At 38.2% G+C, this 20,414-nt stretch carries 16 protein-coding genes; 4 read left to right on the forward strand and 12 right to left on the reverse strand.

The features are described 5' to 3' along the window. The first annotated feature begins 124 nt into the window (after window positions 1–124). Both rbfA and prwr041_RS05145 read left to right on the forward strand, forming a co-directional pair. On the forward strand, window positions 125–460 hold the full coding sequence (gene rbfA / locus prwr041_RS05140; RefSeq protein WP_207155263.1) for a 30S ribosome-binding factor RbfA: 336 nt from the start codon (window positions 125–127) through the stop codon (window positions 458–460). Window positions 461–506: 46 nt separating this feature from the next. Continuing rightward, window positions 507–1,736, forward strand: a complete 1,230-nt coding sequence (locus prwr041_RS05145) for an FtsX-like permease family protein (protein ID WP_207155264.1) — start codon at window positions 507–509, stop codon at window positions 1,734–1,736. Here prwr041_RS05145 and murI read toward each other — a convergent pair. The 9 genes from murI to pckA all read right to left on the reverse strand — a co-directional run bounded on the left by murI (window position 1,728) and on the right by pckA (window position 11,704). After that, on the reverse strand, window positions 1,728–2,564 hold the full coding sequence (gene murI / locus prwr041_RS05150) for a glutamate racemase (protein WP_207155265.1): 837 nt from the start codon (window positions 2,562–2,564) through the stop codon (window positions 1,728–1,730). The two genes, prwr041_RS05145 and murI, sit on opposite strands and share 9 nt — an antisense overlap. Before the next feature lie 2 nt (window positions 2,565–2,566). Further along, the gene (locus tag prwr041_RS05155) at window positions 2,567–3,076 is read right to left on the reverse strand and encodes an OmpH family outer membrane protein (protein ID WP_207155266.1); all 510 of its coding nucleotides are present in this window, start codon (window positions 3,074–3,076) and stop codon (window positions 2,567–2,569) included. Between the two features lie 129 nt (window positions 3,077–3,205). After that, entirely contained in the window at window positions 3,206–3,706 is a 501-nt protein-coding gene (locus prwr041_RS05160; RefSeq protein ID WP_207155267.1) for an OmpH family outer membrane protein, read from the reverse strand. Between the two features lie 26 nt (window positions 3,707–3,732). Continuing rightward, the gene (locus prwr041_RS05165) at window positions 3,733–4,245 is read right to left on the reverse strand and encodes an OmpH family outer membrane protein (protein ID WP_207155268.1); all 513 of its coding nucleotides are present in this window, start codon (window positions 4,243–4,245) and stop codon (window positions 3,733–3,735) included. Window positions 4,246–4,263: 18 nt separating this feature from the next. Continuing rightward, the gene (locus prwr041_RS05170; protein WP_207155269.1) at window positions 4,264–6,876 is read right to left on the reverse strand and encodes a BamA/OMP85 family outer membrane protein; all 2,613 of its coding nucleotides are present in this window, start codon (window positions 6,874–6,876) and stop codon (window positions 4,264–4,266) included. Window positions 6,877–6,917: 41 nt separating this feature from the next. Then, the gene (locus tag prwr041_RS05175) at window positions 6,918–7,679 is read right to left on the reverse strand and encodes an isoprenyl transferase (protein ID WP_207155270.1); all 762 of its coding nucleotides are present in this window, start codon (window positions 7,677–7,679) and stop codon (window positions 6,918–6,920) included. A gap of 9 nt (window positions 7,680–7,688) precedes the next feature. Beyond that, on the reverse strand, window positions 7,689–8,363 hold the full coding sequence (porG, locus tag prwr041_RS05180; RefSeq protein ID WP_207155271.1) for a type IX secretion system protein PorG: 675 nt from the start codon (window positions 8,361–8,363) through the stop codon (window positions 7,689–7,691). Window positions 8,364–8,372: 9 nt separating this feature from the next. Next, the gene (locus prwr041_RS05185) at window positions 8,373–9,773 is read right to left on the reverse strand and encodes a DUF6242 domain-containing protein (protein ID WP_207155272.1); all 1,401 of its coding nucleotides are present in this window, start codon (window positions 9,771–9,773) and stop codon (window positions 8,373–8,375) included. A gap of 317 nt (window positions 9,774–10,090) precedes the next feature. Continuing rightward, window positions 10,091–11,704 carry a phosphoenolpyruvate carboxykinase (ATP) gene (gene pckA / locus prwr041_RS05190; protein WP_207155273.1) on the reverse strand — a complete coding sequence of 538 codons (1,614 nt, stop codon included), beginning with the start codon at window positions 11,702–11,704 and terminating at the stop codon, window positions 10,091–10,093. A gap of 237 nt (window positions 11,705–11,941) precedes the next feature. Between pckA and upp the strand changes: the two genes are divergently transcribed. Continuing rightward, on the forward strand, window positions 11,942–12,601 hold the full coding sequence (gene upp, locus prwr041_RS05195; protein ID WP_207155274.1) for a uracil phosphoribosyltransferase: 660 nt from the start codon (window positions 11,942–11,944) through the stop codon (window positions 12,599–12,601). A 97-nt stretch (window positions 12,602–12,698) separates the two neighbouring features. Here the strand turns inward: upp and prwr041_RS05200 are convergent, their stop codons facing one another. Then, window positions 12,699–14,360, reverse strand: a complete 1,662-nt coding sequence (locus prwr041_RS05200) for a nucleoside kinase (RefSeq protein ID WP_207155275.1) — start codon at window positions 14,358–14,360, stop codon at window positions 12,699–12,701. Between the two features lie 115 nt (window positions 14,361–14,475). Here prwr041_RS05200 and prwr041_RS05205 point away from each other — a divergent pair, with 115 nt between their 5' ends. Continuing rightward, a complete protein-coding gene (locus prwr041_RS05205; RefSeq protein ID WP_207155276.1) occupies window positions 14,476–16,185 on the forward strand; it encodes a Na/Pi cotransporter family protein in 1,710 nt (569 codons plus the stop codon). A gap of 76 nt (window positions 16,186–16,261) precedes the next feature. Here prwr041_RS05205 and trhA read toward each other — a convergent pair whose 3' ends face one another. Together trhA and prwr041_RS05215 are read right to left on the reverse strand one after the other, a co-directional pair. Continuing rightward, window positions 16,262–16,918 carry a PAQR family membrane homeostasis protein TrhA gene (gene trhA / locus prwr041_RS05210; RefSeq protein WP_207155277.1) on the reverse strand — a complete coding sequence of 219 codons (657 nt, stop codon included), beginning with the start codon at window positions 16,916–16,918 and terminating at the stop codon, window positions 16,262–16,264. A 33-nt stretch (window positions 16,919–16,951) separates the two neighbouring features. Next, window positions 16,952–20,383, reverse strand: coding sequence for a polysaccharide deacetylase family protein (locus prwr041_RS05215; RefSeq protein ID WP_207155278.1), 3,432 nt, complete (start codon window positions 20,381–20,383; stop codon window positions 16,952–16,954). Between the last annotated feature and the right edge of the window lie 31 nt (window positions 20,384–20,414).

Genomic DNA, 20,414 nt, shown 5'->3' on the forward strand with positions numbered 1-20,414 from the left:
GCTCGTTTGCATTACTCTACCTGCGGTGAAGATAAGCTGCACTCGGGAAAACAAAATTAAAACACGTTTTTATTTTGCTTTTCCGCTCGTTTGCATTATCTTTGCACTAAATAAAATATAAACTATGCAAGAAACAAGACAAAACCGCATATCTCGCCTACTGCAAAAAGAACTGGCGATAATTTTTCAGGAACAAACTCGTATGATGCACGGCATAATGGTAAGTGTCACACGTGTAAGAATAAGCCCGGATTTAAGCATTTGCACGGCATATCTCAGTATATTTCCAAGTGATAAAGGCGAGGATCTTATAGCCAACATCACAAAAAACGAAAAGGCTATTCGATTCAATCTTGGGCAAAGAGTACACAATCAACTTAGAATAATTCCAGAACTTAGATTCTTTATTGATGACAGTTTGGATTATATCGAACATATTGACGAACTTCTGAAAAAATAGATTATTTCAAATATCCAACCCTGTTTTACATGGGGTAGGCACAATTATGAACTTTCCATATTATATAGCTAAAAGATATATCTTCTCGAAGAAGAGCACTAACGTTATCAACGTTATATCGATTATATCGGTAATAGGAGTCGCTGTAGCGACTACCGCATTGGTAATTGTATTGAGCGTATTCAATGGTTTCCATGATTTGGTAGCAACATTCTTTACTAACTTCGACCCACAGATAGAGGTTGTTCCTACAAAAGGAAAGACAGCTCCTGCTGACGATCCAATTCTTACAAAGATCAAACATTTACCTGAAGTGGATGTAGCTACAGAAAGCGTAGAAGATCAGGCATTGGCTATATACAACAACAAACAGGCTATGGTAACTGTAAAAGGTGTTGATGACAACTTTGATCAGCTTACGCACATCACGGACATTCTTTACGGAGATGGGCACTATAGTCTACATGCAGGTGACCTGCAATATGGAATCATGGGTATAAGACTTGCGACAACTCTAGGTACCGGCGCAAGGTTTGGCGACTATCTGCGCATATATGCCCCACAACGAGAGGGACAGCTTGACATGTCAAACCCACAATCAGCATTTGTTGTAGACTCATTATTATCTCCAGGAGTAGTTTTTGCTGTAAACCAAAGCAAATACGATAAAAATTATATTATAGCTCCTATTGCGTTTGCACGCAACATCTTCGGACAGCAAGGCATGTTGTCCTCTCTTGAAATAAGACTAAAAGACGGTAGCAACCTTGATAATGTGAAGAAGGAAATGCAAGACTTAGCTGGTAGCAAATACAAGGTTATGGACCGCTTTGAACAGCAAGCTGATACATTCAAGATTATGCAGATAGAGAAAATTATAGCATACATATTCCTCACATTCATACTTGTTGTAGCATGTTTTAACATCATTGGTTCGCTGTCTATGCTTATAATTGACAAGAAAAATGATGTTAACACATTAAGGAATCTTGGAGCCACTGATAAGCAGATATCACAGATATTTTTGTTTGAGGGTCGTATGATTTCGGCTATCGGTGCGATTATTGGTATTGGTATTGGATTATTAATGTGCTTTATTCAGCAGCAATATGGGATAGTTTCTCTTGGCGACAGCAGTGGTAACTTTGTTGTTAATGCATATCCCGTAAGTGTTCACTATGGAGATGTCGCCATAATATTTATAACAGTGCTTGCTGTTGGATGGCTTGCTGTGTGGTATCCCGTAAGATACCTCAGCAAGCGATTGTTATTCTAAATCCACATGACTCACAGTGACTTCCTCCTGGAGGAATATCTGTGCGCTTTCTTTAAACTTATCTGGGTTCTCTGTGGTATAATATCTACAGGAACCGTGAGTTGTTATTTCTTTCTCGATATCGTTATGACGTTCTAGATAGCTTTTAAGACTGTCTGCGACATATTCTCCCTGTGGGACAATCCTGACTCCAGGCTTAACATATTTAATAATCTTTGGCATGAGGATAGGATAGTGTGTACATCCTAATATTATAGCATCAATATCGTTATCCTTTCGCATAAGCTCATCAATACGCTTCTTAACAAAATAGTCAGCACCTGGACTATCAGCCTCGTTATACTCAACTAATGGCACCCAGAAGGGACAAGCGACTCCACTTACCTTAATATTGGGCCATAATTTCTTTATTTCCAAATCATAGCTATGACTTTTCACTGTTCCTTCTGTAGCAAGAAATCCAACGTGATTATTTTTTGTAAGCGTACCAATAATTTCGGCAGTAGGCCTTATTACTCCTAACACTCTTCGTGAAGGATCCAATTCAGGAAGATCACGTGTCTGTATGCTCCTTAAAGCCTTAGCTGAAGCGGTGTTGCATCCTAATATAACAAGATGACAACCCATTTCAAACATCTTAATAACAGCTTGTCGCGTAAATTGATATACAACATCAAAAGAACGATCACCATAAGGTGCTCGTGCATTATCTCCAAGGTAGAGATAATCATACTGGGGCAGCATCTGACGAATACCATGAAGTATTGTCAAGCCACCATAACCAGAATCAAAGACTCCGATAGGTCCAGGATCCTTAGGAAACGACATTATCATTTATTTATAACTGCTTTAACTATGTCAGTGATGTCTTCTCCTGTAGCATTATTTATGTATGGAACGGCATCATTGTCTGTATTCAATATAAAAGCATATCCACGCTGGTCACCAATTACCTTTACTGCAAGACGTAATTTTACCTTCAATGAATCATACGCCTCTTGCTGTGCCTGTGCTAACAGACGGGCAGCCTCTTGCTTGAAAGCAACATTCTTTTCCATCATGTCTTGAAGCTCAGCTTGACGCTTCTGTAATATTGTAGGTGCGAAATCACGCTGACCGTCAAGAAACTGCTCATATTTTTTATTGAACTCTTCTTCTACACGCTTAGTCTCAGCATCGTATTTAGCTTGCAAATCACTCATATTGTGCTGCACTAATGCATAATCAGGCATCTGCTTCATTGCATTCTCAAAGCTAAAATAACCGAATTTTAAAGAGGCTTGCGCACTGGCTGCAAAGCTAAATGCAGCGAAAGCAAGAAACAAGAATAGCTTTTTCATAATTGAACAAATATTAAATATTACTGATCTTAATTATTGAAATTCTATAAAAATACATGATTACCTTTATGAGAAAGTAGGGACGGAATGATATTCCGTCCCTACTCTATTCATATCGGAGTATGAATTTTACTTCAATTTGTTAAGTTGTGCCTTAACATCTGCTGTAACATCCTTACTGAGAGTATCACTGATATATGGGATACCTGCACTTACATCCATGATGTAAACATATCCACCAACTTTGCCTACAGCCTTAATAGCATTGACAAGTTTGGCAGTAATAGGCTGCATCTTTTCCTGCTGAGTCTTCTGAAGAGCCTGCTGGTTGTCTTGATATGTCTGCTGAATCTTCTGATACATCGTCTGAAGGTCAGTTTCGGTTTCCTGCTGCTTTGTAGCATTCATAGTAGACTTTGTCTTATCATACTCCTGGCTCTTACGAGTCAGTTCATCCTGCATAGCCTTAAGATCATTCTCATACTGCTTTGCAGTTGCTTCCATCTCACCACGAGCCTTAATGAATTCAGGCATCTGAGACATTACTTCCTGAGCATTAAGATGTCCGAACTTCTGAGCAAATGTAGCTAGAGGAGCGAACAACATCAACATTAAAATAATTTTTTTCATGTGTTCTAAATTTATATTTATATTAATTATTTAGCATATCCTAATTTCTGAAGTACATCATTAGATATATCTATACGTGGACTTCCGAATATTATTCCTTGATCGCTTGAACGGTCGAGAACTAAACTATATCCACGCATTTCAGAAATTTCTTTCACTGCATTATAGATATCATCCTGAATTGGAGCAATAAGGCTTTCACGCTTTTTGAACAGTTCACCTTCAGGACCGAAATACTTTTTCTTAAGTTCTGCAGCTGATTTTTCTTTAGCCATTATCTGTTCCTGCTTTGCCTTCTTTTGTTCCTGTGAAAGAAAAGCGATTTCATTCTGATAGTTTTTGTACATCGTGCTAGCTTCAGTATTCAAAGCCTCAACTTCAGCCTGCCATTTCTTGCTCACCTGATCCAGCTGTTCGTTTGCACGTTCGTAAGCTGGTATATTCTTAAGTATGTATTCCATATCAAGGAGAGCAAATTTTTGTGCACTCATTGTCATTGCCGATAAAAGCAAGACAAACATCAATACTGTTTTTTTCATACTTTCTTTTTTTATATGTTAGAATTCCTGTCCCAAGATAAAGTGGAACTGACTTCCACCCTTAGTTCCGTTAACATTATCTTTGTCGAAGCCATAAGCCCAGTCAATACCCATCAAACCAACCATTGGCAGATAGATTCTGACACCGAGACCTGCACTGCGTTTCATGTCAAACGGATTGAAGTATTTAGTATCACTCCATGCGTTACCAGCTTCAACAAATCCAAGACCATAGATTGTTGTGTTGCCTAACATAAACGGATAGCGAAGTTCCAATGAGAAGCGGTCGTAAGCATAACCATTATATGCAAGTGAACCATTCTCATAACCGCGAAGTCCGATTGTCTCTTCAGCATAACCTGTAGAATATCCACTCATTCCGTCACCACCGACATAATATGTCTCAAACGGAGACTTCTTATATTTATTGTAACTTCCAAGTAATCCCATTTCAACACGTGTCATAAGTACGAAACATTTCTGTCCTCCACTAAGTGCTGTATATGTCTTTGCTTTAAACTTCCACTTGTGATATTCAACCCATCTGTACTTTTCCTGCTGCTCGGCAGAGTATGTTGCAGAATATGGATCATTGGCAAGGTTCTTATAATCCTTGTGGTCCCATGCACTCCATGGCGGAGTAAGCGTTACGCTTGCGCTAAATTCAGAACCCTTACGTGGGTAGAGTTGGTTGTCTGTTGATGTACGACTCAAAGTCAAATTAATATTGAGGTTGTTGGCAGAACCATTCGTCATCAGGAAGTAGCTCCAGTTTTTCAAATCATAACGCTGATAAGACAACTGCGCTGACAAACTAAAGTAATCATCAGGCCAACGGAGGCGCTTGCCCCATCCCAAACTGATACCATAAAGTTTTACGTATTTATCAGGATCGTAATAGTTCTCGTAATTATTGTAGTTGTAGTTTCCATAGCCATACATAGAACTATAATAGTTGTTCATGTAAGAACTATTATAATATGTACTAGAAACGTCAGTCTGCTTACTAAAATATGCACTCACGCTAAATTGGTTAGGACGCTTTCCACCCAACCAGTTAGTTGAATAGCTAGCATTATAACTCTGGTAGTATGTACCATTGGTCTGTGCTCCGAGACTTAAAACCTCACCGTCACCGATAGGCATTATACCACGATGTTCCTTATTCTTATTAAATAGGTTTGCCATTGAGAAGTTGTTAAGCTTCAAACCTATACGACCAATAACACCTGTCTGTCCCCAACCGAGAGAGAACTCTACTTGGTCATTACTCTTCTGTTCAAGATTATAATTTACATCTACAGTTCCATCCTCAGGAGAAGGTTTAACATCAGGATTGATTTTTTCTGGATCAAAATGTCCCATTGAAGCCAACTCACGTACAGAACGCATCAAAGCCTCCTTTGAGAAAAGGTCACCAGGTTTCGTACGCAACTCACGACGAACAACATTTTCATAAAGACGGTCGTTACCATTGATGCGAACATGACTAAGATATGCTTGTGGTCCTTCTATAACACGTAATTCAAGATCTATTGAATCACCAACAATGTTCACCTCCGTAGGAGTAATGCTTGAGAACACATAACCATTATTATAATACAAGTTAGCAGCCGCATCATCATCTTCATTCAAACGTTTATGGAGAAGTTTCTGATTATAAACATCACCCTTCTTCATACCGAAGATATTGTTCAGATAGTCTGTTGTATATACAGTATTACCAACCCATGTGATATTGCGAAGGTAATATTTCTGTCCCTCATCTAACTTTAGATATATATTAACATGCTTTGGATCATTATTCCAAACGCTGTCTTTTAATATTGTAGCATCACGATAACCAAGTTCGTTATATTTTTCTATGAGCTTTTTCTTATCTGTTTCCCATCTCTCAGGTGTATATTTTTTAGCCTTAAGGAAGCTGCTTAACTTACCTGCCTCATGAGTCTTAGCAAAAGCACCTTTTTTAAATAGTCCCCCCTTTATTTTACTATCAGCAAGTTCCTTGTTGCCATCAATAGTAATCGTACGGACCTTCATTTTCTGCTTCTTATCTACGATGACATCAAGAATCACTTCGTTTTTATTGGCAACATCATCATGCTGATTAATAACTATCTCTGCATTCTTAAAGCCTTTATCATCAAAGTATTTCTTCGCGAGAATCTTTGCTCTATCAATCATATTAGGCGTAATCTGTGAACCTTTAAGCAGACCGAGCTTCTGCTCCATATCTTCACGTTCACTCTTCTTTAATCCTTCGTAATTAATAGCCGAAACACGAGGACGAGTCTTCAGCGCAATATGCAGATATATCTTTCTACCAACAATGGAATCTGCAGAAATTTGAACATCAGAGAATAGACCGTGACGCCAATAACGCTTTACAGCATTCGTGATCTCAGATCCAGGGATTTCTATCTCCTGTCCTACCTGCAAACCAGAAATTCCAGTAAGCATATAGTCTTCATAGCCCTCAACACCAGAAATATTGATACCCCCAATAGTGCAAGTACGCGGAGTACCTGCATAAGAAATATCGGGGTTTAGGATTTTGTCCTGTGCTTGTACATACAGTCCAAGGGTAAGACCCACTGTCAGTATAATTGCCTTCTTTATTTTATTCATTCTAAAAGATGTTTCGAATCTTTACTATTATTATCTGTAATTTACTTATCTGCTTCAACTTGCTCCTCTGTTTTGCCAAATCTTCTCTGGCGGCTCTGATAACTTAAAATTGCTTCCTGCAAATCATTTTCACCAAAGTCTGGCCAATATGTATCACAGAAATACAGTTCAGAATAAGCTATCTGCCATAGCATATAATTGCTTATTCTCAACTCACCACCGGTACGTATCAGCAAATCAGGATCAGGCATAAAGTTTGTTTCAAGATGCTTACTTATTGTTTCCTCTGTAATCATTTTTTCAACGGCACTTTCATCCAGTTGTCCTGAAACAGATTTATCAGCAGCTTCATTAACTATGTCACGTACTGCCTTTGTTATTTCCCAACGACTTGAATAGCTCAGAGCAACAACCATCGTCATTGCGTTATTGTTGATTGTATGCTCCATGGTTTCACCCAACTTATCCTGCACTTGTTGTGGCAGTCTTTTTATATCACCAATAACCCTGAAGCGCACATTGTTTTTCATGAATATTTCATCTTCAAGAGAACTTAGTACAAGTCCCATTAATGCGCTTACTTCGTCAGCCGGTCTGTTCCAATTTTCCGTAGAGAATGTATATAGGGTGAGATATTTCACACCAAGACGAACACATTCAGATGTTATTCTTCTAACGGCGTCCACACCAGCCTGATGACCAAAGCTTCTCGGCTTATTTTTTTCGGCAGCCCAACGTCCATTACCATCCATGATAATGGCAATATGCTCTGGCATTCGTGTCATATCCAATGATTTATTCATATATATAGTCTACTCTTTATTACATGTTGTACACTTTGGCATGAAACTATAAGTGATTGTTAAAAGCAGTGATGAATAGCAGTCAGTATTCTTAAACAAACCAGAGCTACTTATGCCATAGGGATCTCTAACTCCATCAAGCTTATCACTTAACGAAAAATGCATAGCCCATTCAAGTCCTGCATTTAGTCTTTCACCTATCTTATATTTAAGGCCCACACCAAGTGGAATATTAGCAGTAAAAACATTATTCAAACCATCACAATAAGTCACACCGATACCACCACTTATGAATGGCGTAAAACGCTGTGCACCACGATAGTCGTATCCTGTACCATAAGGCCAGAAATTATACTCATAGCTGAGATTCGCATCAGCAATAGAATTATTGAAATTATATTTGCCATCAGCATATTCTGTATAAAACGTATTTGTCTCTGCAGAGCTTCCTTTCAGCTTTCCATATGACGCAGCCAACTTCAATGCCATATAATGGTCTATGTTGCGTCGTAACACTACAGTGAACATGGGCTTCAAATCTTTAGTGATATTACCATTAAAATCACCAAGATACCCCGTCAATCCCAAACCGCCTCCGATTTCCATACGATAGTCGTAATCTTTCTGCGCACTCATTGAAGCGGCAGAGATAATCATCATTATCATTAGAACGACCTTTTGCATTTTTTCAGACTATTCTTCTTTCCAGACCACCTGATTTATATGTCCTTTCCAAACCTGTCCACTTCCTCCACATATCAGCCATACACAACTGTTGTTATCGGCGACGAGAGAAAAAGAAGCTGCTGCACATTTAAATCCAGATGGCAGCGACATCAACGAGTCATTCTGCCAAGTAATACCTTTATCATAACTCATATAGAATTTGGAGAAGGCTGTCTCTGTGCTTGCACCAAGTCCACTTCCGCCAAATGCCATTATTGCATCTCCATATTTTACAGTCTGGAGATTAGTGAGACGTGGAGCTGGATATTTGTTATCTTCTGTTATGTTATAGTTCGTCCAAGGCTGGTTTTCACTTCCATTCGCATTTTCCTCTACCTTTCCCCATACCATAGCGTAAGCATCTGCGGTGTATGATGCGTCACGATTTCCTACAAGGACAAGGTTGTTTGTATTATCATTAACTATAGAAGCAAAACTAAACATGTTAACGTTGTCAGTTGGAAGCAAAGTCAGAGCATCATCAACTCCATCAAGAGTCCAAGTTGCACCGTTATCTGCAGAACTCTTTACTCCACTTGCACTTAATGCATATAAATTGGTAGATGTACTTCCCACGAGCCTAGTAAGTGGTTCATTACTTACTGTTTCCCAAGATTTCCCATCTTTACTTCTTATTACACTTCCATTATTGTAAGTGTATATATAATCGTCTTTTACAATAAGGCTTTTATAAGCATCCGTTGTCAGTGCTACATTAGGAGTAAGTTCACTCCAGCCAGCAACATTGTTCTGCGAAGTTGTGAAAAGTTTTACGACACCACCATTGTTTCCCATAAGGAATATCTGACTATTCAGAGCAACACCTTTCATTGCAGAAAGATTTGCTATGTCATCATTCACCGCCGAAGTAGCGTCCCAACGGAAAGAGTCAGCTACCTCTTTATGGATATTTACGTGAACTGTATATGCACGATAAGCTGTACCTTCCTGATTATAAACACGGAACTGACGTGGAGTAGTAAAATCTAACGAGTCTGTACTTGAATAATACGCTAAAGTGTCACTAGCTGTACTCTTTATAACAATACTGCCACTATTTTTTGACGAAACAGCACACAACACCTTTCTACCATCAATACCATATGGCAATGAATCAGGGTTGTATATCTCATGTTTAGCCTGGTCTATGTAAAACTTATACCCACTACAACTAAGCGTGGTCTGGTAAACGCTGTCCTTACCGGTTGATGATATAGTATGCTTATAATATTTAAGCGTACCAACAGAAAAACTTGTTATAGCGGTATCGCCATAATAAGTTGTTACTTCATTATCACTGTTTAAACAAGATGTAAAAACAAATATGGCTGAAAGCAGCGCTGCCAAGGATAATAACTTCCTCTTCATTACACTCTATTATATTATTAAATGCCACGAGAAAATACGTTCCCGCAAGTTTTTGTCTGCAAATTTAATCAGAATTCTGCAAATAGGGCAATAATTGTATCCTTTATTATGTAAAATAATGATTATAAGAACGTTTTTTAAGTTTGTTTTACTTAAAACTATTACTTTAAAGCGGCAAACCGCGATTAAATCATTCATCCAACGCTTTTGAGCAAACTAATTGGTAGAATATCATATTAGACCAAAGGTGAGAAAAATAAAAAAGCTCGCTTCCGAAAGAAAGCGAGCTTAATATATAAAGTTTTAATCTTCAAAGATTATAGTTTTGGACCAGCAGCTACAAGAGCTTTACCAGCTTCATTGCCTTCATATTTCTTGAAGTTCTTAATGAAACGGTTAGCAAGATCCTTTGCCTTAACTTCCCACTGACTAGCGTCAGAGTAAGTATTACGTGGGTCAAGGATGTTAGTATCAACACCATTCAACTTTGTAGGAACTACGAAATCGAAGAATGGAATTGTCTTTGTATCAGCTGCATCGATTGAGTGATCAAGGATTGCGTCGATGATACCACGTGTGTCACGGATAGAGATACGCTTACCTGTACCATTCCAACCTGTGTTTACGAGGTATGCCTTAGCACCACTCTTCTCCATCTTCTTAACTAGTTCTTCAGCATACTTTGTTGGGTGAAGCTCAAGGAAAGCCTGACCGAAACATGCAGAGAATGTAGGAGTTGGCTCAGTGATACCACGCTCTGTACCTGCAAGTTTAGCTGTGAAACCAGAAAGGAAGTAATATTTTGTCTGCTCTGCGTTCAGGATAGATACTGGAGGAAGAACTCCGAATGCATCTGCTGAAAGGAAGATAACCTGCTTTGCAGCTGGACCCTGAGAAACAGGACGCTGGATATTCTTGATGTGGTAGATAGGATAAGATACACGAGTATTCTCTGTAACCTTCTTATCTGCGAAGTCAATAGTACCATCCTCAGCTACAGTTACGTTCTCAAGAAGAGCATCGCGACGGATTGCTTTGTAAATATCAGGTTCTGATTCCTTGTCAAGGTTGATAACCTTAGCATAGCAACCACCTTCGAAGTTGAACACACCATTTTCATCCCATCCGTGCTCGTCATCACCGATAAGCTTACGCTTAGGATCTGTTGACAATGTAGTCTTACCTGTACCAGAAAGACCGAAGAAGATAGCTGTATTCTCACCGCTCATATCTGTATTAGCAGAACAGTGCATAGAAGCCATACCCTTAAGTGGAAGGAAGTAGTTCATCATTGAGAACATACCCTTCTTCATTTCACCACCGTACCATGTATTTACGATAACCTGCTCTTTAGAAGTAACGTTGAATACAACAGCTGTTTCTGAATTAAGACCAAGTTCCTTATAGTTAGTAACCTTAGCCTTAGAAGCGTTGTAAACAACGAAATCAGGCTCCTGCTCAAAGTCAGCCTCGCTCTGAGGACGAATGAACATGTTTGTTACGAAATGAGCCTGCCAAGCAACCTCAACGATGAAGCGAACCTTCATACGTGTGTCCTTGTGTGTACCACAGAAACCATCAACAACAAAAAGCTTCTTGTTTGAAAGTTCTTTCTTTGCGATTTCCTTTACGGCAGCCCAAGTTTCCTTAGATGTGCGGTGGTTATCATTATGGAACTCTTCAGAATCCCACCATACAGTGTCATGAGAATTTTCATCATCAACGATGAACTTATCTTTAGGTGAACGACCTGTGTAGACACCGGTCATTACGTTAACAGCGCCTAGCTCTGTCTCCTGACCTACTTCGAAACCTTCGAGACCTTCTTTTGTCTCTTCGTTGAACAATACTTCAAATGAAGGATTGTAAAGTACCTCTGTAGTACCTGTGATACCGTACTTTGCAAGTACAGATTTGTCAAACTTTGCCATTTTTCAAATGTATTTAAGTTGTGAAATATTTATATCCTTAGTTTTACCTTAAAATTCGACCGCAAAGATAACGAATTTGTGTTGAATAACCAAGTTTACACTATCAAAAAACATATAACGGAAAAACTTTTAGGTTAAAGAATTAAAAAAAAACATGATTGAAAAGACATTTGCAAAATAGACTTTGCAAAATAAATAGAATTGTCTAACTTTGCACAAATTATTATAAAACGACCTATGAAAATAGTAAATTTCTCAGAGCAAAACAGCATCATCAACCAATATTTGGCTGAAATTCGCGATGTTGATTATCAGAAAAACAGATTACTGTTTAGAAACAATATTGTGCGTATCGGCGAATTCGAGGCTTTTGAACTCTCAAAGACATTAGAATACAGCGAAAAGGAAGTTGCCACTCCATTAGGCATAGCTAAAATTAATGTACCAACAGATAAAATTGTACTTGCAACCATTTTTCGCGCAGGACTCCCATTTCATAATGGATTTCTGAATATCTTCGATCATGCCGGTAATGCTTTTGTAAGCGCATACCGTGAATACAAGGATCAAGAACACCATGAGGTTGACATACATATAGAGTATCTTGCTACACCTAGCATTGACGAGAAAATTCTCATCATCGCCGACCCTATGTTGGCAACTGGCGGAAGCATGGAACTTGGTTATAAGGCTTTTGTTACGAAAGGTACTCCTAAACAGATTCACGTATGTTGTGTGATTGCAACTCCGGAAGGTATAGAACATATAAAGAATACATTCCCTGAGGATAAAACCACTATTTGGTGCGGTGCCATTGATCCAGGAATGAATGAACATAAATATATCGTACCAGGATTCGGTGATGCGGGTGATTTATGTTACGGAGATAAATTATAAAAATACGATAACAAAACGTGCTTTATCTTTTAATAATCAGCATCTTTTAAAGACATGGCTGATTAATTATTAAAAGATAAAGCACGTTTTTTGTAAATTAATATTTAAAAGAACTTCCCCCAAGGAATTCTCTCAACAAAGAAGTTGGCGGAATATCCCTATTACTAATCGGCTGAAAATACTTAAGAAACTTCAATAGCCGGTAAGCTTCACTATATTCATCACAATTTTCAGGAACCTGCTCCAGCAAAGGCTCTGCCTGTGTTTTGAGCACAGCAAGTTCAAACAACATAGCGGTATTAAAAACAGCATCAGCATTTTCCTGATACGGGAAGATCCATTTATTTTCACCAGCCCTTACCGAAGGCCATCTATGGATAGTTTCCATAGCAGTTACTCCACGATATTTAAAATCTCTTACGATACGCCTTAGCAAGCGATTATCCGTTGTAGGTATATAGTTATGGTCATCAAGCAATATCGTAGTAAGGGCTGATGCATAAACACGAAATATCTGTTCTTCAGGTATTTGTGATGTCAGTTCAGGATTAAGTGCATGTATTCCTTCAACCACTAATACATTATGCTCGCTCATTTTCAATTTTTTACCACTTTTCTCACTTGTTCCCGATTGAAAATTATATTTAGGCAATTCAACTTCCTCACCTCTGAACAAATCATTAAACTGTTCATTGATAAGTTTTAGATTCAATGCGTATATACTTTCATAATCAAATTCGCCATTATCATCCTTCGGTGTATGTTCCCTATCCACGAAATAGTCATCCAGACTTATTTGCAATGGTTTTATCCCATTTGCAAGCAATTGTATAGATAATCTTTTGCAAGTAGTTGTCTTTCCTGAAGATGAAGGCCCCGCAAGCAACACTAACTTTATCCCCTTGCGACTTGCAATTTCATCAGCGATCATAGCAATCTTTTTTTCCTGCAAAGCTTCGCTTACATTAATTAATCCTGTAGCATAGCCACTTGTCACCGACTCATTAAAATCGCCAACAGTTCTTACACCCATAATATCCTGCCATCTATGGTGTTCCTTGAATATTTCAAACATTTTATCTTGTCGTGTCATTTCAGGTAACACAGAAGGATCTTTCAAGGACGGAATACGTAACAAAAGTCCATCATAATACTTTTCTAACCCAAACAGATACAATTTTCGTGTATTGGTAAGAAGTGAACCGTAATAAAAGTCAACATAATCGCCAATCTGATAGTATGTCGTATATAACCTACCGCTACTTTCGAGAAGCTTTACCTTAGCCGCATCACCACGGTCACGAAACATCTTTATCGCCTGCTCGCTTGGCACTTCATACCTTGTAACTGGTATATGATCACTGATAATTTTCTGCATACGTTCCCTTATGTTATCAACATCTTCAAGGCCAACAGTATGTCCTAGCTGCAAATTTACATAATACCCGTTAGATACAGGAATGTCTATCACTACACGACTCTTGGGATAAATATCATGAACAGCCTTACACAAAACAAAAAATAATGTACGCGTATAATTACGGGAAGCTGACGCTGAATACATATCAAGGAATTCAACATCCTTACTATGATATACTCTGTAGTGCATTCCTTCAACTTTATTATTCACTCTTGCACATATAGGACCAAATGGCATATCAATATTAAATTGAGAAAAAACATCAGAAAGTGTGCTTCCTATTGCCACGTCTTGAGTTTTTTTATTATTTTTGCAACGGATTTGTATTACTTGTTTCATAGCTTGGCATTTAATATATATAATAATGTTAACTTGACTGTTATAACATCTTTTCTCCAAAGGTATAAAAGTTTTGCATCTCCACAAAATTTAGACATTACAAATTAAATAAATTATGTCGATTTGGATATTTTTTAAACTTATTGGTTCGCTCGCACTTCTCATGTTCGGAATGAAGTCTATGAGCGATAGTTTACAGAAAATGGCTGGTCCCCAACTTCGTCACGTATTAGGAGCAATGACCACTAACCGCTTCACAGGAATCCTTACCGGCACATTCATTACCGCCGCTGTACAAAGCTCTACCGCAACAACTGTAATGACAGTGTCATTTGTTAACGCTGGACTTCTAACCCTCGCACAGGCAATATCGGTAATTATGGGCGCAAACATAGGAACCACTCTAACAGCCTGGATAATGAGTGCAGGATTTTCATTCAATATCACAGATTTTGTATGGCCCGCTTTCTTTATAGCTATAATACTAATCTACTCAAAAAAGCGTAAGATACTTGGAGACTTCATTTTCGGAGTATCATTTATGTTCCTTGGTTTGGGAACTCTAAGACAAACTGGTATTGATATGGACCTAGCTCACAATCAACCAGTATTAGCATTCTTTACATCATTTGACCCTAACAGTTTCACTACGACATTGGTGTTCCTATTAATAGGAAGTGTGCTCACTATGTGTGTACAAAGCTCGGCAGCCATTATGGCTATAACAATGATTCTTTGTTCTAATGGTGTATTACCAATATATCAAGGTATAGCACTTGTGATGGGTGAGAATATCGGAACTACAGTAACATCAAACATAGCCGCATTGACAGCAAACACGCAAGCTAGACGAGCCGCATTTGCCCACATGTTGTTCAATATGTTCGGTGTGTTATGGGTACTGTGCATCTTCAAACCGTTTATAGATATGGTTTGTGGCTTTGTCGGATATAACGAAACTATGACAAAAGCCGATCCAAATTTTCTTGCTAACACTGCTAAGCTGAGTTTTGTACTAGCCGCTTTTCACACCACATTCAATGTAGCTAACACATTGGTTCTTGTAGGTTTTATACCTCAAATTAAAAAGATTGTATGCAAAGTTATAAGACCTAAAAAGCAAAATGATGAAGATGACTTCCGCCTGAGATTCATCCAGACAGGTATCATGAAAACCGCAGAGTTAAGTGTACTTGAAGCTCAGAAAGAGATATGCAGTTTTTCAGAACGTATACAAAGAATGTTTGGGATGGTACGTGATCTTCTAAAAGAAAAAGACGAAAAGAATTTACTTAAGATTTTTAGTCGTATTGAAAAATATGAAGGCATAAGCGACAACATGGAAATAGAAATCGCTAAATACCTTGACCAAGTAAGCGATGCACATTTAAGTGATGAGACTAAGGCTAAGATTCGTGCCATGCTACGTGAAATAAGCGAAATTGAAAGTATCGGAGACAGTTGCTACAACATTGCTCGTACCGTAAATCGTCGTGTAACAGGCAAAGAGGATTTTACGCCTCAACAATACGAACATATTCATCAGATGTTTGAACTAACAGAAAGTGCACTTGAACAGATGAACTATATGTTTTCTCACAACAAGGAAAACATTGATGTAAACCGCTCTTTCAATATTGAGAATGAAATAAACAACTTCCGCAATCAACTGAAAACTCAAAACATTAATGATGTCAACTCACATTCGTATACCTACGCCATAGGAACGATGTATATGGATATAATTCAGGAATGCGAGAAACTTGGAGACTATGTTGTGAACGTTGTTGAAGCACGTATGAACACTCGTCAGCACTACGTATAAAACAAATACTCTTTTAAAGACAAAGACGGGGCATGTCAATGATTGACATGCCCCGTCTTATATTGTTAAATCTATTTTAAACATATTTCATAAGTATGTCCCATACAGCAACTATATGGCATACACTACCTGCCAGCACAAAGAAATGGAATACTGTGTGCATGTATTTTCTTTTGTTTAAACTATAGAATACAGCTCCGGTTATATAGCATACACCTTCTGCTATAATCCATTCTAAGGCACCTCCGCTTAAAGAATCTATCAAAGGTTTGATAGCAATGAGCATACTAAATCCCATTCCGACAAAAGCGATTGTCTCAAGATTGCTATGATCCTTTAGGTTTACAAAACTTATGATCGTACCTATTATCGCACATCCCCATACAAAGCAGAACAAAGTCAGCCCCCAATATCCATGGTTGCGTAATGCGATAAGTGTTATAGGAGAGTAACTACCGGCAATATGCCAATATATAGCAGAATGATCCCATTTGCGCAATTTTTCTTTCCACTTACTCCAAGCTGACAAAGAATGATATAATGTTGAGGCAACATAAGAGCATAGCATCCCAAAGAGATACAATATAACTCCGACTGCAGCTATTCCGTCATGAGCACGAAAGCACCATATAAGAAATATCACTCCAAATACTATGCCCAAAGCAATACCTCCGGCATGACTCCATGAGTTCCAGATTTCCTCCTTATGACTAAAATGTATCTTTATATTCATAATAAATTATACTCATTGCACTGTATTGGTCTATTAATTCTTTTTAGAATTGATACTTCCAACATTTCCTGTACGTTTAAGTACTCCCCACGTCTGTAGCTCTCCCTTTAAAGCACGCTTGTAACTCTTGAACAGCACAACATACATTATCCATCTATACGCAAAGCGTTGAGGTATTATCCACAACAGTACTCGCAAAGGTTGCTTCTCAAATAGATAAGCTGCTACTGAAACACTACAATCAACGGCTGTAAACATAAGATAATATATGAATATCTGCCATGCATTACCACTAAACAAGCCAATAATCATAAACAGATCGGCAAGTGGGGAGAATGTTGGTATGATAAACTGGAATATCAGTATGTTAGGTAAAGCCCAGAATCCGAGTCCTTTATGCTTCTTTACCATCAATGCATCACGATGTTTCCAGAATGTTTGCATTACTCCAAAAGTCCAGCGCACACGTTGTTTCATAAATTGCTTTATATGCTCTGGTGCTTCTGTCATTGCAACAGCACGATTCTCATTTTCAATCACATATCCTGCACGGTTGATTCTTATTGTCAAGTCACAATCCTCAGCCAATGTATCAGTAGTCAGCCCCCCTGCATCTTCTATTGCTTTCTTGCGGAAAGCACCTATAGCACCAGGAACAACAGTAATAGCATTTATAGCTGCATAAGCCATACGATCAAAGTTCTGACTCGTCGTATATTCTATAGCTTGCCATTTTGTTAACATATTACGTTGGTTTCCTACTTTCACATTACCAGCAACCGAACCAACTTTTTCAGCTCCAGAACGAAGGAAGTGTGACATAAGCAGTGATACAGCATTAGGATACAGTTTAGTATCAGCATCAATACATACAAGAAATTCTGCGTCGGTATTTGATATACCGTAGTTGAGTGCTGATGCCTTACCGCCATTAGCCTTTGTTAGTATAACCATCTTAGGGTTGTCACTAAATGCATCGCACACGCTTTTATAAGTGTTGTCCTTACTACCATCATCTACAAATATCACATTGAAATTTGGATAATCCTGATTGAGTAAGTTCTCCAATGAAGAAACAGCATCCACTTCCTCGTTATATGCTGGCACAATGATAGAAACCTTTGGTGCATCAGATGTAAAATTTAGTTTATGTTGCTGTCGTTTTTCCTTACGGCGTTCCTTTATTGTTAGACAAACCATAAACAGCAATCGTCCTATACCAAGAATGATGAAGATGATAAACATTGCTGTTAGGAACTGTATTACATCGTATGTAGCAGTAACAAGAGCCAGATTGGCCTGCATTGCGTAATATTCTTTTCCTTTTTCAACGTTAGGCATCAATTGGCTACGATCCTTTTTAAGAATATCTTCTAACGTAACAAACTTATACCCTCTTTTTTGGAAGTATTCTATTATGCGTGGCAACGCCTTTATCGTCTCTTTTCGTGTATCGCCACCAGCATCATGCAATAATATAACATGCCCTGCACCTTGTTTCACTTGCTTTACAACTCGATTGAATATCTGATCTGCAGTTATTCCAGGCTCCCAGTCCTCTGGGTCTATGCTCTCACCAACATCAATATAGTTTTGCTCTCTTGCCAGAACAACTGGCACAAGTTCCTCCATATTTGCCGGTTCACTATCGGCATTATAAGGTGGGCGGAAAAGTATCGTGGTATGTCCGGTAATACATTCAATAAGAAGTCTAGTAAGTTTCAGCTCCGCGAAAGTTCTGTCTGGTGACACATTTGCGACATTACGGTGAGAGAAAGTATGGTTACCCACAAGATTTCCGTCGTCATATATACGTCTTACCAGAGGAACATTACGTTCTGCCTGTATTCCCACAACGAAGAAAGCGGCATGCAACTTATACTTCTTTAATATATCAAGAATCTTTGGAGTCCAGCGATAATCTGGTCCATCATCAAAAGTCAGCAATAGTTCCTTTTCTCCAGCTTCACCATATTTCATTATCTGATATGATGTAGGTATCTTTATATAATCTTCTTCAGCAATAAGAGTGTTTGTGCTATCCATAACAAGCTTTATTTTTCCTTGTTTAGGAGTTTTCTTAACATCCAGAATCTCACCATCACCAAGATAGTTTATACCACTAGTAAGTTTTACTTCCTCAAATTCATGCTGCCCAACTTTTCCAAGTGAACTGCTTTGCATGTCATTGCCATAGTATTTCCATATACGGTTATCCTCACTTCCCATGCGCCAAAGCCCAAAACCAGCAAGACCGTATTCTGAACCGAAACGCATCACATTAAACGTTGTTGCTGCATCTGTAAAATACACCTGATGCAGATAATCTCTTTCGTCACGATATGCGAAATCAAGATTATATGTATTGTTATCAAAGTTTATCTTTGATCCGCTTTCTGCCGCTTTGGCTAAAGCTCCCTGATAATCAAGACTGGTGTTACCATCAGGATTCTTACTCCAGTCATAACCAAATGCAGCAAGACCTAATATAATTTTATTATTTGGAACATTGAGCGCTGTATGATCTAAAGCGGCCTCTATCCATTTTTGTGAAGATACAGGACCAGGATCACTTGACAAAGAATACTCATCATACGCCATTAACACCAGATAGTCCAAGTATTTAGCTAGTTCTTTATAATTATAATCGTCGTTAAACGGCTCAACATCCTCTGTAACCAGAAGTCCGTTGTTATGCATCGTAGTAGTAAGCTCCTTGATAAACGTTATCAAGTATTCATCGCTATTTTCGGTTAATTCCTCAAAGTCAATATTTACTCCAACGAAATTGTTTTTCACACATTGATATACAATGCTATCAATGAGCTTACGTCGTTTCATTGGATTATGAAGAATACGACTTACGACATCACCACGGAAAGATTTATCAATATTATTCGTAAGCATCGGCATAATAGGCACTCCACTTTTGTGCATCAATGCAAGTCCCTTATTATCAGCCTTCAACTTCATACCATCGGTTTTTGGATCAAGAAACATCCACTCAGGCATTACCAAATTGAGATTATGAATGTTTTGACGCAAAGAGGTATATGATTTTGGATCCCATGATACATAGAATCCCGCACGTATTCCAGCGGAGAAATCTGTCCAACTATCCACATTTTTCTGAATAAGGGAATCACTGCGTCCGCCAAAACGTCTTAGTTTTCCCAATCTCCTCATTTTCTCCTGAGCATAGTTATTATGCAATTTTTTTTCAGATATAAATGAACGGAATCCTTTATATTCACGTGAGTATTTTGTTTCTTGCAAGAATGGCTTTGATGCCGTCATTGCACTACGAAAATCCTGACGGAAAGGAACGCTTGGAATATGATCTATAATAAACATTGTTATAAATATAGCAATAAATATCACTGCTATGAAGACAAAAACTCTGATTGTCCACTTAAATTTCATCCATCTTGACTTATTGTCTGTCTGAAAAACTTGCTTATTCATATAATCTATTTAATAAATCGTCACAAAGATA

The sequence above is a fragment of the Prevotella herbatica genome (assembly GCF_017347605.1).
GTDB lineage: Bacteria > Bacteroidota > Bacteroidia > Bacteroidales > Bacteroidaceae > Prevotella > Prevotella herbatica.